Origin of the sequence: Clavibacter sp. B3I6, assembly GCF_030816895.1 — a bacterium.
Classification (GTDB): Bacteria; Actinomycetota; Actinomycetes; order Actinomycetales; family Microbacteriaceae; genus Clavibacter.
This window is the reverse complement of the sequence record NZ_JAUSYL010000001.1, coordinates 560,413-586,896: the sequence shown is the minus strand read 5'-3', so window position 1 is coordinate 586,896 and position 26,484 is coordinate 560,413. Positions and strand designations below refer to the sequence as shown.

Here is a 26,484-nt window from a genome sequence, read left to right as displayed (position 1 = left end):
ACGCGGTGTTCGAACGGATGTTCGACTCGCCCAGTGTAGGTCGGCTGCCGCGCGGTCGCGACCCGTAGTCTCGGAGGATGACCAGCGAACCCTTCACCCTCGTCATCCTCGGCGCCAGCGGCGACCTCACGGAACGCCTCCTCCTGCCGGGTCTCGGCAGCCTCGTGGCGAGCGATCGGGGGCGGCGCATCCAGCTCATCGGCACGGGCCGGAGCGAGCGCGGGGCCGACGAGTGGAAGAGGACGGTCAAGGCCGCGTTCGACTCCGTCGACGCGAAGGGGCGGCGCGCGGCGGGCATCGTCTCGTCCACCCAGTACATCCAGGCCGACCCCACGGACGTGGACGACCTGAAGCGCATCCTCGACGCGTGCGAGGGCGCGCCGGCGCTCTACTTCGCGCTGCCGCCGGCCATCTCCATAGAGGTGTGCGAGCAGCTGGGGAAGCTCGACCTGCCGGAGGGCACCACGCTCGCGCTCGAGAAGCCGTTCGGCTCGAACAGCCGCACGGCCGCCCAGCTCAACCGCCAGCTGCTGAAGCTCGTGCCGGAGGAGCGCATCCACCGCACCGACCACTTCCTCGGCCTGTCCACCGTGCTCAACCTCGTGTCGCTGCGCTTCGCCAACCGCTTCTTCGAGTCGGTGTGGAGCGCGCGGGACATCGAGAAGGTGGAAATCCTCTACGACGAGCAGCTCGCGCTCGAGGGCCGCGCCGGCTACTACGACAAGTCGGGCGCGCTGGTCGACATGATCCAGAGCCACCTGCTGCAGGTGCTCGCCGTCTTCGCGATGGAGCCGCCCGCGAGCATCGACCCGGACGACCTGCGCTCGAACATCGCGTCGGTCCTCCGCGCCACCGAGGTCTGGGACAACGACCCGGTGGCCCACAGCCGCCGCGCCCGGTACACGGCGGGCTCCGTCGGGGGCACGCGCATCCTCGCCTACGCGAAGGAGGAGGGCGTGGATCCGGCCAACCAGACCGAGACGCTCGCCGAGGTCACCTTCGGCGTCGCGAACGCGCGCTGGGCGGGCGTCCCGTTCCGCCTGCGCTCGGGCAAGGCGCTCAAGGAGGCGTCCAAGCGCATCGTCGTCACGTTCAAGCCGGTCGCGCACCTGCCGCGCGGCCTCCACGGGTCCGCCCGCCCCGACCGGCTCGTCATCGACCTGAAGCCCGACGGCATCACGCTCGAGGTCACCATGGACGGCACGGGCGAGCCCTTCACGCTCACCCAGTCCACGTTCCGCGCCGACTTCGCCCCGCCCGAGCTCACCCCGTACGGCGAGGTGCTCGACGGCATCCTCGCGGGCGACCCGCGCCTGTCGGTCCGCGGCGACGTGGCCGAGCGGTGCTGGCGCATCGTCGCGCCCGTCATGCGCGCCTGGAAGGGCGACCGCGTGCCGATGGCCGAGTACCGCGCCGGATCCGCCGGGCCCACCGCCTGGCGCTGACGCCCGCCGCACGGCCCTGACGCCCGTCGCATGACGGCTCGCTGGGCGTCGTCGCCGGCGAGCGGCGCCGGCGCGGCCCGGTCCTAGCGTGAGGGCATGCCCGTGACCCTCGCCGACATCCCCGTGCCCGCCGCCTCACCCGGCGCGTCACCCGGTCTGCACGGCGTGCTGGCGGTGCCCGACGGCGAGGGCCCCTGGCCCGCGGTCGTGGTGGTGCACGAGGCGTTCGGCGTCACCGACGTGATGCGCCGCCAGGCGGAGCGCCTCGCCGAGGCCGGCTTCCTCGCGCTCCTGCCCGACCTCTTCTCCGCGGGCGGGGCGCGCCGCTGCCTCGGCGCGACGTTCCGGGCGCTCGTGGCGGGGGAGGGCCGCGCGTTCGCGGACGTCGAGTCGGCCCGCCGCCTGCTCGTGGGCCGCGCCGACTGCACGGGCCGCGTGGGCGTCATCGGCTTCTGCCTGGGCGGCGGCTTCGCCCTCGCGGCGGCCTCCCGCGGGTTCGACGTCTCGAGCGTCAACTACGGGGTGCTCCCCGAGGACCTCGACGGGGTGCTGGAGGGCGCGTGCCCGATCGTCGCGAGCTACGGCGGCCGGGACCGTCCGCTGGCGGGATCCGCCGCCCGGCTCGAGGCCGCCCTCACGGTGCACGGCATCGAGCACGACGTGCGCGAGCATCCGGACGCCGGGCACTCATTCCTCAACGACACCCCGACGGGACCCCGGATCCTCCGCCCGCTCCTGCGCTCCTCCGGCATGGGCCCGGAGCCCGCGTCCGCCGCGGACGCCTGGCAGCGGATCGACGCGTTCCTCCACGCGCACCTGACGGACGCGGCGCCTCCCGCGCCCTAGCGCATCCGGCCGCGCGCCGGGCGGACCCTCCACCGCCCTCGGCTACCCTGTGGAGGATGCGGGCGGCCACGCCCGAGCCTCCCCGCCCGGCGACGAGAGATCCACCATGCAGCACGCCCCCCAGAGGACCCGCGCGGACCGTGCCCACGTCCGCGGCATCGCCCGCCACGGCCGTCTCCGCGCGCCGAGCGCGGGCCGCACCGTCATGAAGGGCATCGCCGGCGTGGTCGCGGTCGCGCTCGCGAGCACGCTCTCGGTCGCGGGCATCGCGTTCTGGGACCTCTCCCGCACCGTCGCGAGCAACACCGTCGACATCTCCAGCGGCCAGGCCCTCCCGCCGTCGCTGGGCGGGATCGACGGCGGGGCGAACATCCTCATCGTCGGCAGCGACAGCCGCGCCGGCCAGGGCGACGGGTACGGCGCCGCGGAGGACGTGGGCACAGCGACGCTCAACGACGTGACGATGCTGCTGCACATCAGCGAGGACAGCACCCGCGCGACGGTCGTCTCGTTCCCCCGCGACATGCTCGTCCCCATCCCCGCGTGCACGGGCCCCGACGGCACGGAGTACGCGGCGAGCACCCGCGCCCAGCTCAACGAGTCGCTGTCCCGCGGCGGCTTCGACTGCACCGTGCGCATGGTCGAGGGCCTCACCGGGCTCGACATCCCGTACGGCGGCGTCGTGCAGTTCAACGGCGTGGTCGAGATGTCCAACGCGGTCGGCGGCGTCGAGGTCTGCGTGGCCAACGGCATCTACGACCCGAAGACCGACCTGTCGCTGGATCCGGGTCTGCACACCCTGCAGGGCAAGGACGCCGTGCAGTTCCTCCGCACGCGCTACGGCGTGGGCGACGGCAGCGACATCTCCCGCATCGGGAACCAGCAGGTCTTCCTCAGCGCGCTCGTGCGCACCATCAAGAGCGCGGACACGCTGACCAACCCGGCCAAGCTCTACGGCATCGCGCGCGCCGTGGTCGACAACATGCAGCTGTCCACCTCGCTCGCCGACCTCGACACCCTCGTGTCGGTGGCCCTCACCTTCCGGGACATCCCGCTCGACGACGTGGTCTTCCTGCAGTACCCGGGCGAGGTGCTGGCGAACGGGCGGGTGCAGCCGGACGAGGTCGCCGCCGCGCAGCTCGTCGGCCTGCTCGCCTCCGACGCGGACTTCTCGCTCGGCCAGCCGGCCGCGACCGACGAGTCCGGCAGCGTCCCGGCCGACGGCGCGACGACGTCGCCCGCGACCCCGGCGCCCGTGGCCCCCGCCGACGGGTCCACGCCCGCGCCGACCCCCACGCCGACGTCCGAGGTGCTCGACGCGAGCATCACCGGGCAGACCGCGGCGCAGAGCACCTGCTCCAACGGCCAGGGCCGCTGACGCGCGGCGGGATCGAGCGGGCCGCGCCTAGCGGTCGGCGGGCGCCTCGACGACCCGCGGGTCGGGGAATACCGTCTCGACGGCGGGCGTCGCGGATCCGCGGGCGCGCATCCAGACGAAGAAGCCCGCGAGGGTGAAGGCGCCGTAGAAGACGTACATGAAGGCGGACGCGTAGTAGCCGGCGCCCACGAGCAGCGGCACGCCGACGAGGTCGACGGCGACCCAGATCAGCCAGAACTCCACCCACCCCTTCGCCATGCCGTAGGTGGCGAGGAGCGAGCCGACGAAGATCCAGGCGTCGGCCCACACGGGCTCGTAGGAGCCGAGGGCGCGGAAGACCGGGGTGAGGATCGCGGTGCCGCCGACGAGCGCGACCACGAGGAGGACGCGCTGGCGGCCGGACGCCCACTGCGGGACGACGGGGGCGCCGCCGTGGCGGGCCTGGTTCCAGCGGTGCCAGCCGTAGATCGACACGGCGATGAACATCACCTGGCGCCCGGCCTGGCCGAGGAGGTTCACGGGGTTCGGCGTGCCGAAGACCGCGCCGAGGAAGACGGTGAAGAGCAGCACGTTGCCGACGATGCCGACGGGCCACGCCCAGACCTTCCGGCGCATGCCGCCGAGCGCGCTGGCGAGGCCGAAGAGGTTGCCGACGATCTCGCGCCAGAGCACGACCTGGTCGCCGATGCGGAGCTGCGCGTCGAACAGCCACTCGAGTGCCGCCATGCCGGGATCCCTCCGTGCGCGCACGATCCGGGTGATCGCGAGCGGGGCGCCGTGCGCGGCGCCGATGTGGTGAAGGCCCGGAGCCCGTCCGCTATTCCCCGCGGCACCGCGCCGCGTCACGCCGCGTCACGCGAAGAGGCGGGTGTCGAGCTCCTCGTCCGACGCCGTGACGAGCGACCACCGGCCGCGCGCGTCGACGCTCAGGTCGAACGACCCGTCGACCCGGCGGGCGCCCGTGGTGAGCGGCACCGCCTCCACGCGCCACATGCTGAGCTCCAGGAGGTGGGCGCTCGCGCCGCGGGGCGCGCGGCCCGTGCGCTGCCACCAGTCGACCCGGGCGATCCACCGCTCGGGCGAGCTGACGACCCCGTAGACCACGCCCCGCCAGGTGAACCGGAGCGGCGACCCGTCTCCCGAGAGCTCGACCTCCACGTCCTCGTCGATCCGCATCATGCCGCTCCTCCCGTCGTCGCGCCGGCCGCGCCTCGTCGTTCGAACGGGTGTTCGAACCTCTTCCTCGAGTGTAGGAACGGGCGCCGACATCCACGAGGGGAGCGGGCGGATCCGCCTCACCCTCCACCGGAGCCTGAGGGTCGCGTCCGCATCGCGCGCATCGGGCATGGATCGGAGGTCCGCCGCGTTGGCTCCAGGGTCCCGAGGGCGGCAGACGCCCCCTCGTCATCGACACCCGAGGAGGGTCCACATGACCGACACCACCACCCGCCCCGCCGAGGCTTCCGGCACCTTCACCATCGGCGGCAACCTGCCCGTCGTCCGGCTCGGCTACGGCACCATGCAGCTGACCGGCGACGGCGTCTGGGGCGCCCCCGAGGATCCGGCCGCGGCCGTCCGCGTCATCCGCCGCGCCGCCGAGCTCGGCGTCACGTTCTTCGACACCGCCGACTCCTACGGCCCGTTCGTGGCCGAGGAGCTCCTCAAGGAGGCGCTCCACCCGTACGCCGACGAGGTCGTCGTCGCCACCAAGGGCGGGCTCACGCGCCCCGGCCCCGGCGACTGGCAGCCCGTCGGCCGCCCCGAGTACCTGCGCCAGCAGGCCGAGCTGAGCCTCCGCCACCTCGGCCTCGAGCGCATCGACCTCTACCAGCTGCACCGCATCGACCCCGCCGTCCCGCTCGCCGACCAGATCGGCGTGCTCAAGGACCTGCAGTCCGAGGGCAAGATCCGCCACATCGGCCTGTCCGAGGTCCAGGTCGACGACGTGAAGGCGGCACGGGAGATCGCCGAGATCGTCTCCGTGCAGAACCTCTTCAACCTCGCCAAGCGCGACGCCGAGCCGCTGCTCGAGTACGCCGAGGCCGAGGGCCTCGCGTTCATCCCGTGGTTCCCGCTCGCGACCGGCGAGCTCGCGAAGGACGGCGGCCCGCTCGACGCCCTCGCGAAGCAGCACGACGCGACCCCCTCGCAGCTCGCGCTCGCGTGGCTCCTCCGCCGCTCGCCCGTCATGCTGCCGATCCCCGGCACCAAGTCGGTCGGGCACGTCGAGGACAACATCGCCGCGGCGGGCATCGAGCTCACCGACGACGAGTTCCAGGCGCTCACCGACGCCGTCTGATCCTTCCCGCACGCACGAGGGCCCCGCAGGAGATCTCCTGCGGGGCCCTCGTGCGTCCGGAGGCGTCCTACGTGCCGATGCGGGTGCCGGAGTCGTCCGCGAGCCCGAGGTCGTCGAGCTGCGCGAGCAGGCTGGCACCGTCGGGCGCGTAGACCCACGGGATCGAGCTGTCGAGCGCGCGCTTCTCGGCCTTCGCCCGGCCGCCCGCGAGCACGGCCTCGCCGGCCGACAGCTGGCGGATGAGCACGACCTCGACGTTGTCGGGGTGCTCGTCGGCGAACTCGCCGTAGAGCAGCTCGTCGTGCTGGCCGTCGTCGCCCGCGAGGATCCACTTGACCTGGGGGAACTCCTCCGCGAGCCGCTGCAGGTTCAGCCGCTTGTGCTCCATGCCGCTGCGGAACCACCGGTCGACGGTGGGGCCCCAGTCGGTGAGGAGGATCGGTCCCGGCGGGTACAGGTTCCGCGACAGGAACCGGGTGAGCGTGGGGGCCACGTTCCAGGCGCCGGTGGACAGGTAGAGGACGGGCGCGCCCGTGTGCTGCAGGCGGAGGCGCTCGTAGAGCACGGCCATGCCCGGCGTGGGCGTCCGCGCGTGCTCGTCGAGCACGAAGGTGTTCCACGCGGCGAGGAAGGGGCGGGGGAGCGCGGTGACCATCACGGTGTCGTCGATGTCGCTGAGGATCCCGGTGCGCACCTCGTCGCCGACGATGAACACCGGCGCCTCGACCGTCTCGGACCCCTGCGCGCGGAGGCGGATGGTGTGCCAGCCGCTCGGCAGCGACGCCTCGACGACCATGTCGACCACGCCGCCGCGGTCGGCGCGCACCTCGTGCTCGGTGCCGTCGATCTCGACCGTGACGGCCACGTCCGTCAGCGGCACGCTCGTGAAGCTGCGCCAGCCGCGCACGCTCTTGTCGCCGGCGAGGGCGCGGCGGCTCTGCGGATCGGTGAGGAGCACGCGGCAGAGGACGCGGACCCAGCGGACCGAGCCGTAGCCCGCGTACGGGATGACGGTGGGGGTGAGGCCGCGCTTGCGGGCGCGGCCCTCGCGGATCTCGTGGATGCGGTCCTCGATGCGGGCCGCCCGGTGCAGCACGGGTGCGGCAGCCGGTGACTCGAGGAGCGTGCGGGTCGCGTTCTTCTTCTTCTTCGAGGTGGGTGCCACGCGGTCAGTCAACCAGACCCGAGGGCCGCGCCACGCCTCAGACGGGCCGGGCGAGCTCGGCGGTGTCCGGCGCGTCCTGGTCGATGCCGGGCCCGACCTCGTCCATGGCGAGCTGCTCGACCACGTCCTCCGCCTGCGCGGCCACCGCGCGCAGCAGGTCGGGCGAGCCCTCCGCCGTGGGGTCGAGCCACTCCTCCACGACGTCGGGCGACAGGACCACGGGCATCCGCTCCGCGAGCGCCTCCACCGTGCCGGCCGACGGCCGCGTGAGGACCGCGCAGCTGAGCACCCAGCGGGCGGGGTCGTCGGCGGGGCGCGACGGATCCCGCCACCACTCGTACAGCGCGGCGAGCAGCACGACGCCGTCGCCCGCCCCGACGAGGTAGGGCGTGCGGACGCCGTCGTCCGTCTCGTGCCACTCGTAGTACCCCGACACGGGGATCGCGGCGCGGCGCGCGACGAGCGCCTGCAGGAGGTCCGGACGCGAGGCGAGCGACTCCGCGGGGACCTCGGCGAGCGGCGGACCCTGGTCGGGGCCCGGGGATCCCGCCGGGACGAGGCCCCAGCGCGCGGACTCCAGCCGGCGCACGGGCACCTGGTCCTCCGTGTCGCCCTCGGGACGGCGGGGGAGCGTGTCCACCAGGACGGCGACGCGCTGGCCCGGCGCGATGCGCCAGGAGGGGGCGGGCACGGCCGCGCCCGCGTGATCCACGTCGAGGAGACCCACCAGGTCGTCGGCGGTCAGGGACCTGGCGAGGATGCGCGTCATGCCCTCCATCCTGGCCGATGCGACCGACGGCGGGCACCTGCGCAAGCCCCTGTCCGCGGAGCGTCGGACATGTTACGAACTGGCGACATGCATCGTGCGGGTGCGGACGATCGCCCGGCCCCGTGGTTCCCTGGTCTACCTGGCAAGTGTCGATTCGTAGTGCCTACGAGGAATGAGCCACCCATGATCGAGTTCCACCACGTCCGCAAGCAGTACCCGGACGGCACGCTCGCGATCGAGGACTTCAGCCTCGTCGTGCCCTCGCGGACCACCACCGTCCTCGTCGGATCCTCCGGCTGCGGCAAGACGACGCTCATGCGGATGATCAACCGGATGGTCGACCCCACGAGCGGGCGCATCGAGATCGACGGCACCGACATCGCCACCGAGGACGCCGTGAAGCTCCGCCGCCGCATCGGCTACGTGATGCAGAACTCCGGCCTCCTCCCGCACCGCAGGGTGGTCGACAACATCGCGACCGTGCCGCGCCTCACCGGCGTCGACAAGCGCACGGCGCGCGCGGACGCCCTCCGCCTCATGGACACCGTGGGCCTCGACCGGTCGATGGCCGACCGCTACCCGTCCCAGCTCTCCGGCGGCCAGCAGCAGCGCGTGGGCGTGGCCCGCGGCCTCGCGGTCGACCCGAACATCCTGCTCATGGACGAGCCGTTCGGTGCCGTCGACCCGCTCGTGCGCGACGACCTCCAGCAGGAGCTCATCCGGCTGCGCACCCAGCTCGACAAGACCGTCGTCTTCGTGACGCACGACATCGACGAGGCGTTCCTCCTCGGCGACCAGGTGGTGATCCTCGAGAAGGGCGGCCGCATCGCCCAGCAGGGCACGCCGCAGGAGATCCTCTCGAACCCGGCCAACGACTTCGTCCGCGACTTCGTGGGCGCCGACAAGGGCAAGCGCGCGCTGCACCTCGAGGACACCGGCACCGGCCGGGTCCTCGTCGACCGCGACGGCCGGCTCGTCGGCGTGCTCGACGACGAGGGGCGCACCGCCGCCCGCTCCGCATCCGCTCCGAGCGAGGCGGGGGCCGCGCACGCCCCCGGTGCCCCGGCGCAGGGTGCGGGACCCGCGTGAACTGGGTCCTCGCCAACATCCAGACCGTCCTCGACCTGGCTGTCGCGCACGTCGCGCTGTCCGCCACGCCCGTCCTCCTCGGCTTCGTGCTCGCGCTGCCGCTGGGATGGCTCGCCAACCGCTACCGCCGCGCGCGGGGCTCCCTGCTCGCGGTCGGCGGGGCGCTGTACACGATCCCGTCCATCGCGCTGCTCCTGTCGATCCCGGCGATCATCGGGACCACGATCATCGACCCCCTCAACGTCGTCGTCGCGCTCAGCGTCTACGCCGTCGCGCTCATGATCCGCATCACGGCGGACGCGCTGGCCTCCGTCCCCGAGGACGTCAAGCAGTCCGCCACCGCCATGGGCTACGCCGGCTGGGCCCGCTTCTGGCGGGTCGAGCTGCCGCTGGCCGGACCCGTCCTCCTCGCCGGCCTCCGCGTCGTGTCCGTGAGCACGGTCAGCATGGTGACCGTCGGGTCGCTCTCCGGCATCCAGAGCCTCGGCACCATGATCCTCACGGGGTACCGGCGGCAGTTCTACACGGAGATCCTCACGGGCATCGTCGGCATCCTCGTGATCTCGCTCCTCTTCGACCTGATCCTGCTGCTCGCCGGCCGGCTCCTCATGCCGTGGGCCCGCACGCCGTCCCTCCGCGCGCGGTCGCGCTCCGCCCGCCGCGCCGTCCTCGTCACGGATGCGAGCGCCTCGTGAACCTCTTCGCCGAGGCCTTCGGCCTCCTCCTCGACGGCTCCCGCTGGGGCGGCAGCACCGGATACGGCACCCGCCTCCTCGAGCACCTCGGGTACACGGGCCTGGCGATGGGCCTCGCGGCGCTCGTCGCCGTCCCGGCCGGCCTCTACATCGGCCACACGGGCCGCGGGCGCAACGTCGCCGTCGCGTTCTCGGGTGGGCTGCGCGCCCTGCCGACGCTCGGCGTGCTCGTGCTCCTCGGCCTGCTCTTCGGCATCGGCCTCACGGGTCCGATCCTCACCTTCGCCATCCTGGGCATCCCGCCGCTCCTCGCCGGCGTGTACGCGGGCATCCAGGCGGTCGACCGGCCCGCCATCGACGCGGCCCGCGCGGTCGGGATGACGGAGTGGCAGATCCTCGGCCGGGTCGAGATCCCGCTCGCGCTGCCGCTCATCATCAGCGGCTTCCGCGCGGCGACCCTGCAGGTCATCAGCACCGTCACGCTCGGGGCCTTCCTCGGGCTCGGCGGCCTCGGCCGCGACATCTTCACCGGCCTGACCACGCGCGACTTCCCCCTCCTGCTGGCGTCCTCGATCCTCGTCACCGTCCTCGCGCTCGTCGTGGACGCCGTGTTCGCGGTCGTGCAGCGCCTCGTGATCCCGCGGGGCGTCGTCGCCGCCGCCGGACGCACCCCCGACTCCGCCCGGACCTCGTCGAGGCCGGCGGTCAGCACCGCATCCTGAAAGGAACACAGCTCATGTCCCACAGCATCTCCCGCCGGCTCCTCGTCGGCACCGTCGCGCTGGGCACCGCGATGGCCCTCGCCGGCTGCTCGTCCGGCGACCCCCTCGACACCTCGGGCGGGTCGGCGTCCGCCGCCCCCACCGACACCATCTCCGTCGGCTCCGCCGCCTTCGGCGAGAACGTCATCCTGGCCGAGATCTACGCGCAGGCCCTCGAGGCCAACGACGTGAAGGTCACCCGCAACCTCCAGATCGGCGAGCGCGAGGTCTACCTCAAGGCGCTCGAGGAGGGGTCGATCGACCTCATCCCCGAGTACACGGGCAACCTGCTCGCCGCCTACGACGCGGAGTCCACCGCGACCTCGAGCGACGACGTCTACGCGGCGCTCGGCGACGCCCTGCCCGAGGGCTTCGAGGTGCTCGACGAGTCGCCCGCCGAGGACAAGGACTCGTACAACGTCACCAAGGAGTACTCGGAGTCCGAGGGCGTCACGAGCCTCGCGGACCTCGAGGGCAAGGCCGTCCGCGTCGGCGGCGGCGCCGTGCTGGGCGAGCGCGAGTACGGGATCCCCGGCCTCACGGACGTCTACGGCGTCGACGCGAGCCTCGTCACCATCGAGGACCAGGGCGGCCCCAACACCGTCAAGGCGCTCCTCGACGGCCAGGTCGACATCGCGAACATCTACTCGACCACCCCGTCGATCCTCGACAACGGCTTCGTCACGCTCGAGGACCCCGAGAACCTCATCAAGGCGCAGAACGTCGTGCCGCTCGTGAAGACCGCGAAGATGGACGCCGACATCACGTCCGTCCTGGACGAGGTGTCGGCCGCGCTGACCACCGAGGACCTCACCGAGATGAACCGCCGCAACCAGGGCGACGAGAAGGCGGAGCCCAAGGCGATCGCCGCCGACTGGTTGAAGGAGAAGGCCCTCTTCTAGGAGGTGCCGGCCGGGCGGCGACGCCCGGCACCCGCGAGGGGCCGACGCGCGAGCGCCGGCCCCTCGCCCCGTCGGTGCCCGCACCCCGGCCGACGGAGCAGAATGGATCCACCGCACGCCGTACCCGACGACAGGAGCCCGCGCATGGCCAAGAAGAAGCACGCGACCGGCGAGGTGAGCGTCCTCGGCGCCGTCACCACGGTCGCCCGCGAGGTCCGCAAGCACAAGACGGTGGCCGAGTCGGCCCCGCGCGGCCAGGGCGCGAACATCCCGCCCGCCCCGAAGCGCAGCCCTGAGGAGCTGAAGCGCGACATCCAGGCCCGACGCGACGAGCTCGCCCGGACGGTCCGGGAGCTGGAGACCGCGCTCGACGTGCCCGCCCGCGCCCAGGAGCTGAAGGCCGACGCCGTGGGACGCGCGCGCGGGATCCGCGACGGCGTGACGTCCCGCGTCCGCTCGACCGCCGATGACGTGACGCAGCGCACGCGCTCCTTCACGCGCGAGCAGCCGGCCATCGCCGCCTCCATCGGTGCGGGCGCCGTGGCGGTCGTCCTCGCGGTCGGCGCCGCCGTCGTCTCCGGCGGCCGACGCTGACCGCCTCGATCCGCTCCATTGCCACGGCGCTGCCGCCGACGGTCCTCGCGCAGGACGCCGTGCGCGACCTGTTCGGCAGCCAGCCGGAGCTCGGACGCCTCGGCACGCGGCTCGTCTCCGCGGCCTTCGGGGCGTCGGGGATCCGGACCCGCCACTCCGTGATCCGCGAGCTCGGGACCGCGCCCGGGATGCCGGGCGCCGACGCCCCGGCCGAGCCCGACGGCGGCGACCCGGTCTTCTACGACCGCGCGACCGGCCGGATCCTCACCCCCGGCACCGGCGCGCGCAACGACGCGTACATCCGCGAGGCGCCCGCGCTGCTGCTCGGCGCCGCGCGCCAGGCCCTCGAGGAGGCCGCCGGCATCGCCGCGGACGACGTCACGCACGTCGTCACCGTCTCCTGCACGGGCTTCTACGCGCCCGGACCCGACTACGCGGTGGTCCGCGGGCTCGGGCTCGGCGCGTCCACGCAGCGCTTCCACCTCGGCTTCATGGGCTGCTACGGCGCGTTCCCGGCGCTGCGCATGGCGTCCCAGTTCTGCGCCGCCGACCCGGACGCCGTCGTCCTCGTCGTGTGCGTGGAGCTGTGCTCGCTGCACCTGCACTCGTCGGACGACGCCGACACGATCGTCGCGTCCTCCGTCTTCGGCGACGGGGCCGCGGCCGCGATCGTGACCGCCCGGCCGGCGCCGGCGGGATCCACCGTGCTCGACCTCGACGCCTTCGAGACCGTCCTCACCCCCGTGGGTGAGGACGACATGGCGTGGACCATCGGCGACCAGGGCTTCGACATGATCCTCTCCAGCTACGTGCCGAGGATCATCGACGACCACATCACGGGCGCGCTCGAGCCGCTGTGGGCGCAGGTGCCCGCGCTCGACGGCGTCGCCCCCGCCGACATCGAGGACTGGGCCATCCACCCGGGCGGCCGGAGCATCCTCGACCGCGTGGAGGACCGTCTCGCGCTCGCGCCCGCGCAGCTGGCGGCCTCCCGGTCGACGCTCGCCGAGGTCGGCAACATGTCGAGCGCCACGGTGCTGTTCGTGCTGCGCCGGATCCTGCACGGCACGCCGCCCGCGGACGTCCCCGGCCGGCCTGACGCCGCGGATGCCGCGCCGGCGGTCGCCTCCGGTCCCGGCGCGGGCCGCGTGTGCGCCATGGCGTTCGGTCCCGGCCTCACGGTCGAGACGGCGCTCATGACGCGCCGGACCGCCTGATGGACCTGTCGCGGCGCGACACGGAGCTCACCGAGCTCATGGACGCGCCCGACTGCGACCCGGACGCCCTCGCGCGCACCTACGCGCGGTTCGCGCTCGTGAACCGGGTCGTGGCCGGGTGGCGCGGGGTCTACCGGTCGCGGATCCGTCCGCTGCTGTCGGCCGCGCGGGAGACGACGCTGCTCGACATCGGGTCGGGCGGCGGCGACGTCCCGCTCGCGCTCGCCCGGTGGGCCCGGCGCGACGGGCTGCGGCTCCGCGTCACCGGGATCGACCCGGACCCGCGTGCCGCCGCGTACGCGCGCGCCCTGCCCGCCGACCCCGACGTCCGGTTCCTCGCGGCGTCGAGCGCGGAGCTGGTGGCCGAGGGCCGCCGGTTCGACCTCGTGACGAGCAACCACGTGCTGCACCACCTCGACGAGGCGGCGTTCGACGCGTTCCTGGCCGACTCCGCCGCCCTCGCGCCGCGCGCGCTGCACAGCGACATCGCCCGCGGCCGCGTCGCCTACGCCGCCTACGGCCCGCTCGCCCGGACGGTGGCGCGGGGGTCCTTCGTGCACGTCGACGGGCTCCGCTCGATCCGTCGCAGCTGGCGGCCCGTCGAGCTGGCCCTCCGCGTGCCCCCCGGGTGGCGCGTCGAGGGCGCCGTGCCCTTCCGCGTGCTCCTCGTCCGCGACCCCGGCGCGGGACGCGCGCGCCGATGACCCGGCACCACGTGCTCGTGGTGGGCGGTGTGGGCCCGTCGGGATCCACCTCGCCGCGCTCCTCGCGCAGGCCGGGCTCGACGTGCGCGTGTGGGAGGCGCGGTCCGCGGGCGCGGCGATGTCGCGCGCCATCGGGATCCACGCACCGTCGCTCGACGCCTTCGACCGCCTCGGCGTCGGGGACGAGATGGTCGCCGAGGCGGTGCTCGTCCGGCGCGGCATCGCGATGGCGGGCGGCCGGGAGCTCGGGTGCGTCTCCTTCGCGGGCGTGTCGCGCTCACATCCCTACGTGGCGGCGCTGCCGCAGTGGCGCACCGAGGCGATCCTCGCGCGGCGCCTCACCGGGCTCGCGCCCGACGCCCTCCGCCGCGGGGTGACCCTGACGGCCCTCGACGCCGATCCGGTCGCGGCGCCCGGCGGCGGGGTGCGCGCGACCGGCGTCGACGCGGCCGGGGCCGTCGTGGAGGCGACCGCCTCGATCGTGGTCGGTGCGGACGGCACCCGCGGCGTCGTCCGCGGCCTCCTCGGGATCGGCGTCGAGGCGCGGGCGCTGCCCGACCGCTTCGCCATGGGCGACGCGCCGGACCGCACCGACGGCGGCGAGGACGCGATCGTCACGCTGCACCCGGACGGCGTCGTCGAGTCCTTCCCCCTGCCCGGCGGCGTGCGCCGCTGGGTCGTGGGGCTCCGGGCGGGGGAGCGCGACGGGGATCCCGCCGCGCTCGTCGCCGAGGCCGTCCGACAGCGCACCGGGCACGTCGTCGAGCCGGAGGAGCTCGCGACCGCGAGCGGCTTCGGCGTGCGCCGCCGACTCGCACGCAGCATGGCCGCCGGGCCGGGGCCGCTCGCCGGGCGGGCGGTGCTGGTCGGGGACGCCGCCCACGAGATCAGCCCCATCGGCGGGCAGGGCATGAACCTCGGCTGGCTCGACGTCGACGCCCTCGCGCCGATCCTCGTCGACGCCGTGCGCACCCGGGCCGGCGTGCCGGACGCCGTGCGGCTCGCCTCCTGGGAGCGGGACCGGCTCGCCAGCGCCCGACGCGCGGCCGTGCAGTCGGAGATCAACACGGCCCTCGGCCGGCCGGTGCGGGGCCTCACGCGGCGGGTGCGCGACGCGGGCCTCCGAGCGGTGCTCGCGTCGCCCGCCGCGGCGGCGCTCGCCTCCGTCTACGCCATGGGACGGGACGCCGGCGCGCGCGTCAGGTGAGGCGGGTCGCGTTGAGCGCGACCTGCGCGACGAGCAGCAGCGACGCCGCCATGATCAGCTGGAACAGCAGGCGGCCCGCCGGCCGCGTGAGGACGAGCGCGGTGCCCCACGCGGCGATCGCCAGCGTGACGACGAGGCCGACGACGGCGAGCGGCGTGACCCGGTGCGCGGGATCCGCGAGGACCGGCCCGACCATGGCCGCCACCGCGCCGAGCGCGAGCGCCCCGAACGCGACGAGGCCCGAGGGGATCCGGCCGAGCCGGTGGGGGAGGCCGCGCACGCCCGTCCGGGCGTCGTCCTCGAGGTCGGGCAGCACGTTGGTGAAGTGGATGGAGACGCCGAGCACCGCGCCCGTCGCCCACGCCCATGCGGCGGCGGGCACCGGATCCGCGGCGCCGAGCGCCACGACGGTCGGCAGGATCCCGAACGCGACGACGAACGGGACGACGCTCAGCGCGGTGCGCTTGAGGCCCGCGTTGTAGGCCCAGCCGGATCCCACCAGCACGACGTGCGCGAGGAGGAACCGCGGCCCGAGCGCCGCGGACGCGACCAGGCACGCGGCCGCCGTCCCGAGCGCCGCGGCCCGCACCTGCCCGGCCGTCACCTCGCCGCGCGCGACCGGCTTGTCGGAGCGGGCGACGCGGCGGTCGCGCTCCGCGTCGATCCAGTCGTTGGACAGCCCGATGGACAGCTGCCCGAGGAGGACGGCCAGCGCCACCGCCAGGACCCGCCCGGGTCCGTAGCCGAGCGCGACCGCGAGCCCGGCCGCGAGCACCGTCACGGTCGCCGTCGGCCCGGGGTGCGACGAGAGGGCGAGGAGCCGGAGGCGGCGGATCACGCGAGCGTCAGCCCGTAGCAGCGCGACTCCTCGGAGTCGGCGTAGGCCCCGAACCGCGGGATCTCCGCCCAGCCCTCGCGGCGGTAGAAGCGCATGGCGTCCGGCTGCGCGTCGCCGGTCTCCAGCACGAGGTCGACCACGCCGAGGCCGCGCGCCGCCTCCTCGAGGGCGCGCAGGAGGGCCGTCGCGACGCCCGTGCCGCGCGCCGGGGGCACGACGTACATGCGCTTGAGCTCCGCCCACGGCCTGCCGTCGCCGCGGTCGTCGAGCAGCCGGATCCCGCCGCAGCCGAGGGGCGTCCCGTGCGCGTCGCGCGCGACGAGGAAGACGGCCATGTCGGCGGCGGTCGGCTTGGTGCCGGGCTCCGTGTCGCCGCCGTAGCGGGCGTCCAGCTCGGTGCGCTGGGCGGCGCGGAGGAGGGTCGCGTCCTCGTCGTCCCACGGGACCTCGGCGATGGTGCGGTGCATGCCTCGATCCTCCCGCACCCCGGCCGCGGTCCCCGCACCGCGCCGATACCCTGGCGGCATGAGGATCCGCCCCGCCGAGCCCCGCGACATCGACGACCTGCTGGAGATCCGCAACGACGCGATCCTGAACAGCACCGCCCTCTGGACGGACGAGCCCGTCGACCGCGCCGAGCGCGAGGCGTGGTTCCGCCGGGCCGCGGAGGAGGGCGACCCGATCCTCGTGGCCGAGGTGGACGGCGCGATGGCCGGCTACGGCACGTACGGCCCGTGGCGGCGGATGTCCGGGTACCGCTTCTCGGTGGAGGACTCCGTCTACGTGCACGACGCCCACCAGGGCCGCGGCATCGGCCGGGCGCTCCTGGAGGCCCTCGTCGCGCATGCGCGGGCGGCGGGCAAGCGCGCCGTCTTCGCGGACATCGAGGCCGGCAACACCGGATCCATCCGCCTGCACGAGCGCCTCGGCTTCCGCCGGGTGGGGCTCCTGCCCGGCATCGGCTGGAAGCACGGCCGCCCGCTCGACCTCGCGATCCTGCACCTGTCCCTCGTGGAGGACGGGGCGTCCGGGGACGGGACGACGGCGGACGACGCGGCCTCGGCGCCGGACGCCGGCACGGCGTCCGCGGACGAGGCGTCGGGCACCCACGCGGGCTGATCGACGGCGGACGGTCGAATGGCCCGGCACGGGGCGCGGGAACGCCACGGGTGCCGGGCCACTCCGGCCTGCCGGGTCCTTCGGGGGACGGGGCGCAGCCGTGGTCCGGGAGCGGTCCCGTCCGGGGGGGATGGACGGACGCGCTCGTCGGGTTGCGAGCGCCAGGCCCAAGGGGGGGGTAAGGACCGTGCGCTCGTTGTCGACTCTATCCGGGTCCCCCATAATGCGGACATCGGCGCGTGACCCCAGAACGAGGGACATGGCCGCGTGCGGAGGGCCCTGCGCCCAGGATCAGTCCTGCGACTCGTCGAGCTCGCGCCCGCCGCGCGCCACGACGGCGTCGCGGAGCGCGTGGAAGTGGTCGACCGTCAGGCCGTTGCGCAGGAGGTAGGGCTCGACGCCGCCGCGGCCCGCCAGGGAGTGCAGCGCCTGGATGACGGGTGCGGGATCCCCGTCGACCGCGTGCTGGGCCGCGTCGCGGACGTCGAGCCCGCCGGCCACGAGCGCGAGGGCGGCGATGAGGGCTCCCTCGACGGTGGCGGTCCGGACGTCGTGGCGCTCCGCCGTCCCGGCCTCGACGTCCTCGGCGACCTCGGCGACCCGGCCGGTGAGGCGGGCGCCGTCCGCCACGAGGAGCGCGACGTACGCGGACGCGGGCGCGCCGGCGGAGGGGAGGGAGGATCCGCCGGCGAGGCCGGGCGCCGGGGAGGCGGGGGCGGAGGAGGTCATGGCGGCGGCCCTTCGGTCGACGTGCGCGGTGCGGGTGGGTGGGTGGGTGGGTGCCGGATCGCGGGCGGCGGCGGGGGAGCGGCGACGGGGGTCGTCTCCGCGGGTGGCGGGCGCACCGGGTCGACGCCGATCCGGATGCGTCCCCCGAGCGTCGTCCGGGCGGGTGAACGGGGGGTGTCGTCCGCGTCGCCACCGGGCGAACGCGACCCAGCCGGGATGCGCTCCGCGGCTCGCGCGGATCGTCTACAAGTCGTAGAATGGAGGCGTCGCGATGGAGCCTCAGACCCGCACGATCCACCCTCCACAGGAAGCGCATCCGGTCGCCATGACACCGCATCCCGCCCCCGCCCCTGCCGACCGCCCGCGTCCCGGCCGAACCGGTCGCCCCGAGTGAACGACCTGCTCGACCCGCTCCTGCTCTCCCGCTGGCAGTTCGGCCTCACGACCGTCTACCACTTCCTCTTCGTGCCGCTCACGATCGGCATGGCCTTCGTCTGCGCGATCTACCAGACGGCCTGGGTCCGCACCGGCCGGCAGCACTACCTGCGGCTCACCCGCTTCTTCGGCCGCATCTTCCTCATCAACTTCGCGATGGGCACCGTCACGGGCATCGTGCAGGAGTTCCAGTTCGGCATGAACTGGTCCGAGTACTCGCGGTTCGTGGGCGACGTGTTCGGCGCTCCGCTCGCGCTCGAGGGGCTCCTCGCCTTCTTCCTCGAGGCGTCGTTCATCGGCGTGTGGATCTTCGGCTGGGACAAGCTCCCGAAGAGGCTGCACCTCGCGTCCATCTGGGTGGTCTCGGTCGCGTCGATCCTGTCGGCCTACTTCATCCTCGCGGCCAACGCCTTCATGCAGAACCCCGTCGGCTACCGCATCGACGAGGCCCGTGGCCGGGCCGAGCTCACCGACATCTGGGCGCTGCTCACGAACAAGGTGGCGCTCGCGGCGTTCCCGCACACGATCTTCGCGAGCTTCATGTGCGCGGCCGCGGTCATCATCTCGGTCGCCGCATGGCACCTCTCCCGCAACCAGCACCTCGACACGATGATGCCGGCCATGCGCTTCGGCATGTGGTTCATGGTCGCCTCCGGCGCGCTCACCATCCTCACCGGCGACCAGCTCGGCCTCGCGATGGTGCAGACGCAGCCCATGAAGATGGCCGCGGCCGAGGCGCACTACGACACCTCCTCCGGCGCCGCCGCATCGTTCTCGCTCTTCACCTGGGGGACGCCGGACGGGTCGAGCGAGCTGTTCTCCATCCGGATCCCGTACCTCCTGTCGTTCCTGTCCACGCACACGCTCGACGGCACGGTCGAGGGGATCAACGACCTGCAGGCGCAGTACGTCGCGAGCTACGGCCCCGGCGACTACACGCCCACCATCTGGGTCACCTACTGGGCGTTCCGCTGGATGATGGGCTTCGGCATGGCCGCCATCGGCGTCGCCGTCGCGGGCCTCTGGCTCACGCGCCGCGGCCGCGCCATCACCCGCCCGTGGATGTGGAAGGTCGCCATCTGGGCCGCCCCGCTGCCGCTGCTGGCCATGACGGTCGGCTGGATCTTCACGGAGATGGGCCGCCAGCCCTGGATCGTGTTCAGCCTCCTGCAGACCTCCTCCGCCGTCTCGCCGAACGTCACCGGCCTCCAGGTGCTGCTGTCGCTCGTGGCCTTCACGGTCGTCTACGGGTCGCTCGCCGTGGTGGAGTTCCGCCTCATCCTGCGGGCGGCGCAGAGGGGGCCGGATCCGGAAGCGGAGCCCGACCCCGAGACGGGCGAGGTCGTCCGGGAAGCGAGCGTCTACTGATGGACCTGCCCACCCTCTGGTTCGGCGTCATCGCCTTCCTGTTCGTCGGCTACTTCGTGCTCGACGGCTTCGACTTCGGCGTGGGCATGAGCCTGCCGTTCCTCGCGAAGGACGACACCGACCGACGCGTGCTCATCAACACCATCGGCCCCGTGTGGGACCTCAACGAGACGTGGCTCATCGTCGCCGGCGCCGCGCTCTTCGCGGCGTTCCCCGAGTGGTACGCCACCATGTTCAGCGGCTTCTACCTGCTGCTGCTCGCCATCCTCATCACCCTCATCCTCCGCGGCGTCTCGTTCGAGTACCGGCACCAGGGGGCGTCCGACCGGTGGCGCGGGTCGTTCGACCTGATGATCGTCGTCGGCTCGGTCGTGCCGTCGTTCCTCTGGGGCGTCGTCTTCGCGAACGTGGTGCGCGGCGTGCCGATGGACGCGAACCACGACCTCACGGGATCCACGCTCGACCTGCTGAACCCGTACGCGCTCCTCGGCGGGCTCACGACCCTGTCGCTGTTCCTCGTCAACGGGCTGCAGTTCGCGGCGCTCAAGACCGACGGGCCGATACGGGCCCGTGCGCGCCTGATGTCGATGCGGGTCGGCGCGGTGGCCATCGTGATCGCTGCGACCTTCCTCGTGTGGACGACGCTCGCCCACGGCTCGCCGCTCTCGGGACTCGTCTCCGCGCTCGCGGCGGTCGCGCTCGTCGCGTCCTACCTCGCGAACGTGCGGGGACGCGAGCGGTGGGCGTTCGGCCTGCTCGCGGCGACCATCGCGCTGGCCGTCGCCAGCCTCTTCACGGCGCTGCACCCGTTCGTGATGCCGGCCTCGAACGACCCCGCGTACGGGCTCACGCTCGAGAACGCGTCGTCGTCGCCGTACACGCTCACGATCATGACGTGGGCCGCCGGCTTCGCGCTGCCGCTGATCCTCGCGTACCAGGCGTGGACGTACTGGGTGTTCCGGAAGCGCATCACGCGCGCCGTGATCTCCCAGGCCGCCCACTGACGCCGTGAAGCCCCTCGACCCGCGGCTGCTGCGGCACTCCGCCTCGGCCCGCACGATGCTCGCGGTCGGCGCCCTCGTGGGCGTCGTGCAGACGCTCGCGCTCGTCGCCGCCTGCTGGTCGCTCACGCAGCTCGTCGTGCGGGCGATCGGCGGCGCGAGCGCGGCCGATCTCGGACCGCTGCTGGCGCTGGCCGTCGCCTCCGCCGTCGTGCGCGGGGCCGCCGCGTGGCTGCTCGACGTCGTGGGCGCCCGCGGCGCCGCGCAGGTCACGGCCGAGCTGCGGCGCCGGGCGCTCCGGGCGATCGCGGACCTCGGGCCCGCCTGGACCGCGGGCCGCAACCGGGGCCGCCTGGCCACGGTCGTCGGCCCGGGCCTCGACGCGCTGGAGCCCTACTTCGCGCGCTACGTGCCGCAGCTGATCCTCACGGCGCTCGCGACGCCCCTCGTCGTGGCGGTGCTGCTCGCCCAGGACCCGCTCACGGGGATCACGGTCATCGCGACGCTGCCCGTCATCCCCGTGTTCATGGTGCTCATCGGGTGGGCGACGCAGGAGGTGCAGCGGCGGCAGTGGTTGCGCCTCACGGAGCTCGCGTCCGGCTTCCTCGACGTGGTCGACGGGCTCTCCACCCTGCTGGTCTTCGGGCGCGCACGGCGGCAGACGGCCCGCATCCGCCGGGTCACCGAGGAGTACCGCGTGGAGACGATGCGCGTGCTGCGCATCTCCTTCCTGTCGGGCTTCGTGCTGGAGCTCGCGGCGTCGCTGTCGGTCGCGCTGGTCGCGGTCTCGGTGGGCGTGCGGCTCATCGGCGGCCAGCTCGACCTCGAGGTGGGGCTCTTCGTGCTGCTGCTCGCGCCGGAGGCGTTCCTGCCGCTCCGCCAGGTCGGCGTCCAGTTCCACGCGGCGGCGGAGGGGGTGGCGGCCTCCGACGACGTGCTCGCCGTCCTGGACGAGGCGCGATCCGCCCCGTCGGCCGGGGCGCGCCATCACGCGTCGGCACCGGCGGGCGACGCGCTCGTCGTGCGCGACCTCGGCGTCTCCCGCGACGGGCGGCCCGTGCTCACGGCGATCTCGGCGCGGTTCCCCCGGGGACGCGTCACGGCCGTGACGGGGCCGAGCGGTGCCGGGAAGTCGTCGCTCGTCGCCACGCTGCTCGGGCAGCTGCCGGCGACCGGCGCCCTCGGCTGGGAGGACGACGCCGACCCCGACGGCGCGCTCCGCCCCGCCTGCCCGGAGCACGTCGCCTGGGCGGGGCAGCGACCCGGGCTCGTGGCCGGCACGGTGCGCGAGAACGTCGCCCTGGGGATCGCGGAGCCGGACGACGCGCTCGTCCGACGAGCCCTCGCGCTCGCCGCGGCGGACGGGATCGACCCCGACCTCCGCCTCGGCGTCGGCGGCCAGGGGCTCTCCGGCGGCCAGGCGCAGCGCGTCGCCGTCGCGCGCGCCGTCCACCGGGCGCTCGCGCTCGACTGCGCGCTCGTGCTGCTCGACGAGCCCAGCTCCGCGCTCGACGCGGCGTCCGAGGCCCGGCTGGCCGCGGGGATCCGCGCGCTCGCCGACCAGGGGCGCGCCGTCGTGGTCGTGACGCACCGCGGGGCCCTCGTGCGGGCGGCCGACGCCGAGCTGCGGCTCGACGGCCGCGGGTCCGCGGTGCCCCACGCGCCGACCGCGTCCGGTCCCGCGCGCATCGTGCCCGAGCCCGCCTGGCGCGCGCAGGTGGCGCCGTGAACCGCGACGACGTCCTCCGGCTCGCGCAGCCGCCCCTCCGCCGCGCGCTGCCCGGACTCCTCGCCGGGCTGGCGAGCGCGGTCGGCGCCGTGGCGCTCCTCGCGACCTCGGCGTGGCTCATCACGCGCGCGTCGGAGCAGCCCCCGATCCTGTTCCTCGGCATGGCGATCGTCGGCGTGCGGGCGTTCGCGCTCGGGCGGGCCGCGTTCCGGTACCTGGAGCGGATCACGAGCCACGACGCGGCGTTCCGGGCGCTGGCGACGCTGCGCGTGGGCGTCTTCGAGCGGATCCTGCCCTTCGCTCCCGCGGGTCTCCGGGACACGCGCCGCGGCGACCTGCTGACCCGGCTCGTCGGCGACGTGGACCGGCTGCAGGACCTGCCGCTCCGCGTCGTCCAGCCGCTCGTCGTGTCGGTGCTGGTGCAGGCGGCGAGCGTCGTGGTCGTGGGCGCGGTGCTGCCGGCCGCCGGGATCGGGCTCCTGCTGGTGCTCGCGGTGTCGCTCGCGGTGGGCGTGGGCGCGACGTCGGCGCTCGCGGGGCGGGCCGAGACGCGGATCCAGCCGCTGCGGGCCGCGCTGCAGGACCGCGTGCTCGACCTCGTCGGCGGCCTCGACGTCCTCCTGGCGTTCGGCGCCCTGGACGCGCGGCTGGCCGAGGTCGACCGGGCCGCCGACGCGCTCCGCCGCGCGGAGCTCCGGAGCGCCGCGGCGGCCGGCGTCACCACGGGCGTCGTGCTCACGGGCACGGGCGCGGTCGCCGCCTGGACCGTGCTGCAGGGCGTCCCCGGCCTCGCGTCCGGCGCGCTGGATCCCGCGTGGCTGGCCCTCGCGGCACTGGTCCCGCTCGCGCTGGTGGAGTCGGCGACGTCCGTGCCGCTCGCCGTCCAGGCGTGGCGCCGCGTGCGGACGAGCGCGGACCGGGTGGCGGGCGTCGTGCCGGCCGCCGTGCCGGAGGGGATCCCGCGGGAGCCCGCGCCGGACGGGCCCGGGCCGGTCGTCGGCGGCGCCGCGGACGACGCCGGCGCGCCGGGAGCGCCCTCCGCCGGATGGTCGCTCGAGGTCCGCGACCTCGTCACGCGCTGGCCCGGAGCGGACCAGGACGCTCTCGCGCCCGTGTCCCTGGTCGTCCGGCCGGGGGAGACGGTCGTCGTGCGCGGCCCGAGCGGATCCGGCAAGTCATCGCTGGCCGCGGCGCTCGTGCGGTTCCTCGAGTCCCGGGGCGCCTACGAGCTCGACGGGCAGGACGCCCGGGCGATGCCGCCCTCGGCCGTGCGGAGGATCGTGGGCCTCTGCGAGCAGACGCCGCACCTCTTCGACGCGAGCATCCGGCAGAACCTGCTCTTCGCCCGCGAGGACGCGACCGACGACGAGCTCGTCGCGGCGCTCGGGCGCGTCGGTCTCGCGGGGTGGGCCGCCGAGCGCGGCGGCCTCGGCGCGCGCGTCGGCGACCGCGGCGGCCTGGTGTCCGGGGGCCAGGCCCAGCGCATGGCCCTCGCCCGGGCGCTGCTCGCGGACTTCCCGATCCTGGTGCTCGACGAGCCCACCGCGGACGTCGACCCCGAGCGGGCGCAGGCCGTGCTGCGCGACGTCCTCACCGCCGCGCGGGACCGCGGGCGCGGCGTGCTGCTGCTCACGCACACGGACGTCCCCGAGGAGCTCGTGGACCGGACGGTGGAGCTGCGGTCCGCGGAGGACGGGGGCGGCATCCGCTGAGGCCGCGCCCGCCGGCGCTCGTCAGGCCGCCGGCAGCTCCCGACGCAGGGCGTCGAGGCGGGTCCGCCAGGCGCGCACGCGGCCGGGCTCGGCGGCGACGGCGGGCCCGTCCATCCACTCCCGCACGAGCCGGATCCCGTGCAGCGCGCTCACGGCCCACACCTCCCGCCCGTCGAGATCGGCGGGCCGCGCCCGCTCGTGCAGCACGTCGACGCCGAGGGCCGTCGCGAGCGCCACGATGCTGCGCTCGGTGACGCTCGGGATCCGGGGCACGTCGCCCTCCACGACCGCGAGGGCGTCGCCGTGCCACCAGAGGATCGCGCTGTAGGCGCCCTCCGCGATCGTGCCGTCGTCCGCGAGGATCACCGCCTCGCCCGCGCCGTGCCGGGCGGCGCGGCTGCGCAGGGCGCCGAGCGCGTGCAGGTCGGGGCCCTTGACACGCGGCATCGTGCGCGGGTCGGGTCCGTCGTGGTCGCGGAGCACCACCGTCGCCGTGCGCTCCGGCGCGGGACGGACGAGGAGGCGGGCCACGTCGCCGTCGGGTCCCCGGAGCGCCTCCACCCGCGGGAACCACGCGCCCTCGCGCGGCAGCGCGGCGACCGCCGCGTCGAGGAAGGCGACCGGATCCGGGACGGCCGCGGACTGCAGGCGCAGCGACGCGAGGAAGCGCTGGCGGTGCACGTCGAGGGCGAGCACCCGCCCCGCGTCGACCAGGAACGAGTCGGCGGCGAGCACCCGGTGACCCGCGGGCCGCGCGACCTCGGCTCCTCCACCGGCGGGATCCGCGGCGGCCGGCGCCCAGCCCGCGGGGGTCCACCGGAGGATCGTCTCGGAACTCATACCCTTGAGGCTAGGCGGCCGTCGGGTGCGCTCACGACACCGGGAGGCCGAGCATGGAGGAGGGCGACGCGCACGCCGCGCGGACGGTCGTCGGCCGGCGTCTCGGCGCCTGGCACGATCCGGAGGAGGCGTTCCTGGCGCTCCTCGCGGCGGAGTCGGCGGGCGACGTCGCCTGGCTCGACGACTCGGCGGGGGAGGGCTGGAGCTACCTCGCGGCGTCCGCGGGCACCGTCACCGCCTGGCCGCAGGGGGTGTTCGCCGGGCTCGCGCAGCTGGTGCCGGGTCGTCATGCGGGCGAGGCCGACACGGATCCGCCGCTCGCCGCGGCCGACCCCGCGGCCGGCCAGCCGCCCGCCCTGCCGCCCGGCCTGGCCTTCCGCCTCGGCGTCATCGGCTGGATCCCGCACGACGCGTGGCCCGAGACCGTCTCGCTGCATCACGCCCCGCCCGTCGCACCCCGCGACGACGACTCAGCCGACGGGCTCGTTCCCGCCGCGTTCCTCCGCGTGGAGCGGCTCCTCGCGTTCGACCACGCGTCGCGCGAGGTGTGGGCGGTCGCACGCGCGGGGGACCCGTGGCCCGAGCGCGTCGAGGACGAGCTCGCCGCTGCCCCCTCCGTCCGACACGCCGTGGACCGCGTCGATCCCGCCCTGGCCGCTCCGGCCGCCGACCCCGGCGACGCCGCCGCGCCCGCCTGGCGCCACGACGACGCGGCCTACCTCGCCCTCATCCGCTCCTGCCAGGAGTCCATCCGCCGCGGCGACGCCTACCAGCTGTGCCTCACGAACAGCGCCCGCGTCCCCGGCGCCGTGGACCCGGTCCGCGTGCACCTCGCCCTCCGCGCCCTGAGCCCCACGCATCACGGCGCGTTCCTCCGAGTGGGGGGCACGGTGCTCGTGAGCGCCTCGCCCGAGCGCTTCGTCGAGGTCGACGCCGCGGGCACCCTGCGCACGCTCCCCATCAAGGGCACGCGCCCGCGCCACGCGGATCCGGCCGCCGACGCGCGCGCCCGCGCCGACCTCCTCGCGAGCGAGAAGGAGCGCGCCGAGAACGTCATGATCGTCGACCTCATGCGCAACGACCTCAGCCGGGTCTGCGTGCTCGGCTCGGTGCGCGTCACGAGCCTGTTCGACGTCGAGGCGTACGCGCAGGTGCACCAGCTCGTGAGCCGCGTCGAGGGCGAGCTCGCCCCGGGCGTCTCGGCCGTCGACGCCGTACGGGCGCTGTTCCCGGCCGGATCCATGACGGGCGCCCCGAAGTCCGCGGCGGTCGGCATCCTCGCCGCCCTCGAGCGCGGCCCGCGGGGCATCTACGCGGGGGCGTTCGGCTGGTTCGGCGACGACGGCCGCGCGGACCTCGCCATGGTGATCCGCTCGGTCGTCGTCGCCGACGGCCGCGCGACGGTCGGCGCGGGTGGCGGCATCACCGCGTCGTCCGTCCCCGAGGAGGAGCTGGAGGAGGTGCGGGTCAAGGCCGCACCGCTCCTGGCCGCCGTCCGCGCCGGCCGCGTGCCGTCGGCGGGCGGCCCCGGGCGCCTCCGCCGGCCCCTCCCCAGGGCCTCCTCGCGCGCCTGATCACGGCCCGCGACGCCGGTTCGGGAGGTGCCCGACACGTTCACTAGTCTTGTCGAGGCCCATCGGGC

27 protein-coding genes are annotated in these 26,484 nt (G+C 74.8%); 19 read left to right on the top strand and 8 right to left on the bottom strand.

The window, feature by feature from the left end; translation table 11 throughout:
- Window positions 1–77 precede the first annotated feature (77 nt).
- The 3 genes from QFZ62_RS02735 to QFZ62_RS02725 all read left to right on the top strand — a co-directional run bounded on the left by QFZ62_RS02735 (window position 78) and on the right by QFZ62_RS02725 (window position 3,669).
- The gene (locus tag QFZ62_RS02735) at window positions 78–1,445 is read left to right on the top strand and encodes a glucose-6-phosphate dehydrogenase (protein ID WP_307501393.1); all 1,368 of its coding nucleotides are present in this window, start codon (window positions 78–80) and stop codon (window positions 1,443–1,445) included.
- Window positions 1,446–1,541: 96 nt separating this feature from the next.
- Window positions 1,542–2,291, top strand: coding sequence for a dienelactone hydrolase family protein (locus QFZ62_RS02730; protein ID WP_307501391.1), 750 nt, complete (start codon window positions 1,542–1,544; stop codon window positions 2,289–2,291).
- 106 nt (window positions 2,292–2,397) lie between these two features.
- Complete coding sequence (locus tag QFZ62_RS02725) at window positions 2,398–3,669, top strand: LCP family protein (protein WP_307501389.1); 1,272 nt, start codon at window positions 2,398–2,400, stop codon at window positions 3,667–3,669.
- Between the two features lie 27 nt (window positions 3,670–3,696).
- Here the strand turns inward: QFZ62_RS02725 and pnuC are convergent, their stop codons facing one another.
- Together pnuC and QFZ62_RS02715 are read right to left on the bottom strand one after the other, a co-directional pair.
- Window positions 3,697–4,395 carry a nicotinamide riboside transporter PnuC gene (gene pnuC / locus QFZ62_RS02720; protein WP_307501387.1) on the bottom strand — a complete coding sequence of 233 codons (699 nt, stop codon included), beginning with the start codon at window positions 4,393–4,395 and terminating at the stop codon, window positions 3,697–3,699.
- Window positions 4,396–4,521: 126 nt separating this feature from the next.
- Complete coding sequence (locus QFZ62_RS02715) at window positions 4,522–4,848, bottom strand: DUF6504 family protein (protein ID WP_307501386.1); 327 nt, start codon at window positions 4,846–4,848, stop codon at window positions 4,522–4,524.
- 250 nt (window positions 4,849–5,098) lie between these two features.
- Here QFZ62_RS02715 and QFZ62_RS02710 point away from each other — a divergent pair, with 250 nt between their 5' ends.
- Window positions 5,099–5,968 (top strand): aldo/keto reductase, encoded by an 870-nt coding sequence (locus QFZ62_RS02710; protein ID WP_307501385.1) that lies wholly within the window; start codon window positions 5,099–5,101, stop codon window positions 5,966–5,968.
- A 67-nt stretch (window positions 5,969–6,035) separates the two neighbouring features.
- On the opposite strand, the gene QFZ62_RS02705 is transcribed toward QFZ62_RS02710, so the two are convergent.
- Window positions 6,036–7,133: an App1 family protein gene (locus QFZ62_RS02705; protein WP_307501384.1), complete on the bottom strand. Its 1,098-nt coding sequence runs from the start codon at window positions 7,131–7,133 to the stop codon at window positions 6,036–6,038.
- A gap of 37 nt (window positions 7,134–7,170) precedes the next feature.
- Entirely contained in the window at window positions 7,171–7,902 is a 732-nt protein-coding gene (locus QFZ62_RS02700) for an SOS response-associated peptidase (RefSeq protein ID WP_307501382.1), read from the bottom strand.
- Between QFZ62_RS02700 and QFZ62_RS02695 the strand changes: the two genes are divergently transcribed.
- The 9 genes from QFZ62_RS02695 (at window position 7,901) to QFZ62_RS02655 (ending at window position 15,071) form a co-directional block, all read left to right on the top strand.
- Window positions 7,901–8,062, top strand: coding sequence for a hypothetical protein (locus QFZ62_RS02695; RefSeq protein WP_307501380.1), 162 nt, complete (start codon window positions 7,901–7,903; stop codon window positions 8,060–8,062). The two genes, QFZ62_RS02700 and QFZ62_RS02695, sit on opposite strands and share 2 nt — an antisense overlap.
- A gap of 23 nt (window positions 8,063–8,085) precedes the next feature.
- The gene (locus QFZ62_RS02690) at window positions 8,086–8,991 is read left to right on the top strand and encodes an ABC transporter ATP-binding protein (protein ID WP_307501378.1); all 906 of its coding nucleotides are present in this window, start codon (window positions 8,086–8,088) and stop codon (window positions 8,989–8,991) included.
- The gene (locus tag QFZ62_RS02685; RefSeq protein ID WP_307501376.1) at window positions 8,988–9,686 is read left to right on the top strand and encodes an ABC transporter permease; all 699 of its coding nucleotides are present in this window, start codon (window positions 8,988–8,990) and stop codon (window positions 9,684–9,686) included. The genes QFZ62_RS02690 and QFZ62_RS02685 overlap by 4 nt, the downstream gene beginning before the upstream one ends.
- The gene (locus QFZ62_RS02680; RefSeq protein WP_307501375.1) at window positions 9,683–10,408 is read left to right on the top strand and encodes an ABC transporter permease; all 726 of its coding nucleotides are present in this window, start codon (window positions 9,683–9,685) and stop codon (window positions 10,406–10,408) included. Before QFZ62_RS02685 ends, QFZ62_RS02680 begins: the two co-directional genes overlap by 4 nt.
- Window positions 10,409–10,422: 14 nt before the next feature.
- On the top strand, window positions 10,423–11,349 hold the full coding sequence (locus QFZ62_RS02675) for an ABC transporter substrate-binding protein (protein WP_307501373.1): 927 nt from the start codon (window positions 10,423–10,425) through the stop codon (window positions 11,347–11,349).
- A 144-nt stretch (window positions 11,350–11,493) separates the two neighbouring features.
- Window positions 11,494–11,943, top strand: a complete 450-nt coding sequence (locus QFZ62_RS02670) for a DUF3618 domain-containing protein (RefSeq protein WP_307501370.1) — start codon at window positions 11,494–11,496, stop codon at window positions 11,941–11,943.
- Window positions 11,940–13,160, top strand: coding sequence for a type III polyketide synthase (locus tag QFZ62_RS02665; RefSeq protein WP_307507670.1), 1,221 nt, complete (start codon window positions 11,940–11,942; stop codon window positions 13,158–13,160). Before QFZ62_RS02670 ends, QFZ62_RS02665 begins: the two co-directional genes overlap by 4 nt.
- Window positions 13,160–13,864, top strand: coding sequence for a class I SAM-dependent methyltransferase (locus tag QFZ62_RS02660; protein WP_307501368.1), 705 nt, complete (start codon window positions 13,160–13,162; stop codon window positions 13,862–13,864). Before QFZ62_RS02665 ends, QFZ62_RS02660 begins: the two co-directional genes overlap by 1 nt.
- A 43-nt stretch (window positions 13,865–13,907) precedes the next feature.
- Window positions 13,908–15,071, top strand: coding sequence for an NAD(P)/FAD-dependent oxidoreductase (locus tag QFZ62_RS02655; protein ID WP_307507667.1), 1,164 nt, complete (start codon window positions 13,908–13,910; stop codon window positions 15,069–15,071).
- On the opposite strand, the gene QFZ62_RS02650 is transcribed toward QFZ62_RS02655, so the two are convergent.
- A complete protein-coding gene (locus tag QFZ62_RS02650; RefSeq protein ID WP_307501366.1) occupies window positions 15,064–15,909 on the bottom strand; it encodes a UbiA family prenyltransferase in 846 nt (281 codons plus the stop codon). The two genes, QFZ62_RS02655 and QFZ62_RS02650, sit on opposite strands and share 8 nt — an antisense overlap.
- Window positions 15,906–16,376 (bottom strand): GNAT family N-acetyltransferase, encoded by a 471-nt coding sequence (locus tag QFZ62_RS02645; protein WP_307501364.1) that lies wholly within the window; start codon window positions 16,374–16,376, stop codon window positions 15,906–15,908. Before QFZ62_RS02645 ends, QFZ62_RS02650 begins: the two co-directional genes overlap by 4 nt.
- Window positions 16,377–16,434: 58 nt before the next feature.
- On the opposite strand from QFZ62_RS02645, the gene QFZ62_RS02640 reads away from it, so the two are divergent.
- On the top strand, window positions 16,435–17,028 hold the full coding sequence (locus QFZ62_RS02640; protein ID WP_307501362.1) for a GNAT family N-acetyltransferase: 594 nt from the start codon (window positions 16,435–16,437) through the stop codon (window positions 17,026–17,028).
- Window positions 17,029–17,319: 291 nt separating this feature from the next.
- On the opposite strand, the gene QFZ62_RS02635 is transcribed toward QFZ62_RS02640, so the two are convergent.
- Window positions 17,320–17,757 (bottom strand): hypothetical protein, encoded by a 438-nt coding sequence (locus tag QFZ62_RS02635; protein ID WP_307501360.1) that lies wholly within the window; start codon window positions 17,755–17,757, stop codon window positions 17,320–17,322.
- A gap of 390 nt (window positions 17,758–18,147) precedes the next feature.
- Here QFZ62_RS02635 and QFZ62_RS02630 point away from each other — a divergent pair, with 390 nt between their 5' ends.
- The 4 genes from QFZ62_RS02630 to cydC are packed head-to-tail and all read left to right on the top strand — an operon-like array spanning window position 18,148 to window position 24,002.
- Window positions 18,148–19,560, top strand: coding sequence for a cytochrome ubiquinol oxidase subunit I (locus QFZ62_RS02630; protein ID WP_307501359.1), 1,413 nt, complete (start codon window positions 18,148–18,150; stop codon window positions 19,558–19,560).
- The gene (gene cydB, locus QFZ62_RS02625) at window positions 19,560–20,564 is read left to right on the top strand and encodes a cytochrome d ubiquinol oxidase subunit II (protein WP_307501358.1); all 1,005 of its coding nucleotides are present in this window, start codon (window positions 19,560–19,562) and stop codon (window positions 20,562–20,564) included. The genes QFZ62_RS02630 and cydB overlap by 1 nt, the downstream gene beginning before the upstream one ends.
- Before the next feature lie 4 nt (window positions 20,565–20,568).
- A complete protein-coding gene (gene cydD / locus QFZ62_RS02620) occupies window positions 20,569–22,290 on the top strand; it encodes a thiol reductant ABC exporter subunit CydD (RefSeq protein ID WP_307501356.1) in 1,722 nt (573 codons plus the stop codon).
- Entirely contained in the window at window positions 22,287–24,002 is a 1,716-nt protein-coding gene (cydC, locus tag QFZ62_RS02615) for a thiol reductant ABC exporter subunit CydC (RefSeq protein WP_307501354.1), read from the top strand. The genes cydD and cydC overlap by 4 nt, the downstream gene beginning before the upstream one ends.
- Window positions 24,003–24,023: 21 nt before the next feature.
- On the opposite strand, the gene QFZ62_RS02610 is transcribed toward cydC, so the two are convergent.
- Window positions 24,024–24,842 (bottom strand): aminotransferase class IV, encoded by an 819-nt coding sequence (locus tag QFZ62_RS02610; protein WP_307501351.1) that lies wholly within the window; start codon window positions 24,840–24,842, stop codon window positions 24,024–24,026.
- 53 nt (window positions 24,843–24,895) lie between these two features.
- Here QFZ62_RS02610 and QFZ62_RS02605 point away from each other — a divergent pair, with 53 nt between their 5' ends.
- Window positions 24,896–26,416 (top strand): anthranilate synthase component I family protein, encoded by a 1,521-nt coding sequence (locus QFZ62_RS02605; protein WP_307501347.1) that lies wholly within the window; start codon window positions 24,896–24,898, stop codon window positions 26,414–26,416.
- The last annotated feature ends 68 nt before the right edge of the window (window positions 26,417–26,484 follow it).

Excerpts from the sequence above, each read along its gene's own strand:
- QFZ62_RS02735 (WP_307501393.1), top strand. The coding sequence starts at position 78 with ATGACCAGCGAACCCTTCACCCTCGTCATCCTCGGCGCCAGCGGCGAC.
- QFZ62_RS02730 (WP_307501391.1), top strand. The coding sequence starts at position 1,542 with ATGCCCGTGACCCTCGCCGACATCCCCGTGCCCGCCGCCTCACCCGGC.
- QFZ62_RS02725 (WP_307501389.1), top strand. The coding sequence starts at position 2,398 with ATGCAGCACGCCCCCCAGAGGACCCGCGCGGACCGTGCCCACGTCCGC.
- pnuC (WP_307501387.1), bottom strand. The coding sequence starts at position 4,395 with ATGGCGGCACTCGAGTGGCTGTTCGACGCGCAGCTCCGCATCGGCGAC.
- QFZ62_RS02715 (WP_307501386.1), bottom strand. The coding sequence starts at position 4,848 with ATGATGCGGATCGACGAGGACGTGGAGGTCGAGCTCTCGGGAGACGGG.
- QFZ62_RS02710 (WP_307501385.1), top strand. The coding sequence starts at position 5,099 with ATGACCGACACCACCACCCGCCCCGCCGAGGCTTCCGGCACCTTCACC.
- QFZ62_RS02695 (WP_307501380.1), top strand. The coding sequence starts at position 7,901 with ATGCCCTCCATCCTGGCCGATGCGACCGACGGCGGGCACCTGCGCAAG.
- QFZ62_RS02700 (WP_307501382.1), bottom strand. The coding sequence starts at position 7,902 with ATGACGCGCATCCTCGCCAGGTCCCTGACCGCCGACGACCTGGTGGGT.
- QFZ62_RS02690 (WP_307501378.1), top strand. The coding sequence starts at position 8,086 with ATGATCGAGTTCCACCACGTCCGCAAGCAGTACCCGGACGGCACGCTC.
- QFZ62_RS02675 (WP_307501373.1), top strand. The coding sequence starts at position 10,423 with ATGTCCCACAGCATCTCCCGCCGGCTCCTCGTCGGCACCGTCGCGCTG.
- QFZ62_RS02670 (WP_307501370.1), top strand. The coding sequence starts at position 11,494 with ATGGCCAAGAAGAAGCACGCGACCGGCGAGGTGAGCGTCCTCGGCGCC.
- QFZ62_RS02660 (WP_307501368.1), top strand. The coding sequence starts at position 13,160 with ATGGACCTGTCGCGGCGCGACACGGAGCTCACCGAGCTCATGGACGCG.
- QFZ62_RS02645 (WP_307501364.1), bottom strand. The coding sequence starts at position 16,376 with ATGCACCGCACCATCGCCGAGGTCCCGTGGGACGACGAGGACGCGACC.
- QFZ62_RS02640 (WP_307501362.1), top strand. The coding sequence starts at position 16,435 with ATGAGGATCCGCCCCGCCGAGCCCCGCGACATCGACGACCTGCTGGAG.
- QFZ62_RS02635 (WP_307501360.1), bottom strand. The coding sequence starts at position 17,757 with ATGACCTCCTCCGCCCCCGCCTCCCCGGCGCCCGGCCTCGCCGGCGGA.
- cydB (WP_307501358.1), top strand. The coding sequence starts at position 19,560 with ATGGACCTGCCCACCCTCTGGTTCGGCGTCATCGCCTTCCTGTTCGTC.
- QFZ62_RS02610 (WP_307501351.1), bottom strand. The coding sequence starts at position 24,842 with ATGAGTTCCGAGACGATCCTCCGGTGGACCCCCGCGGGCTGGGCGCCG.
- QFZ62_RS02605 (WP_307501347.1), top strand. The coding sequence starts at position 24,896 with ATGGAGGAGGGCGACGCGCACGCCGCGCGGACGGTCGTCGGCCGGCGT.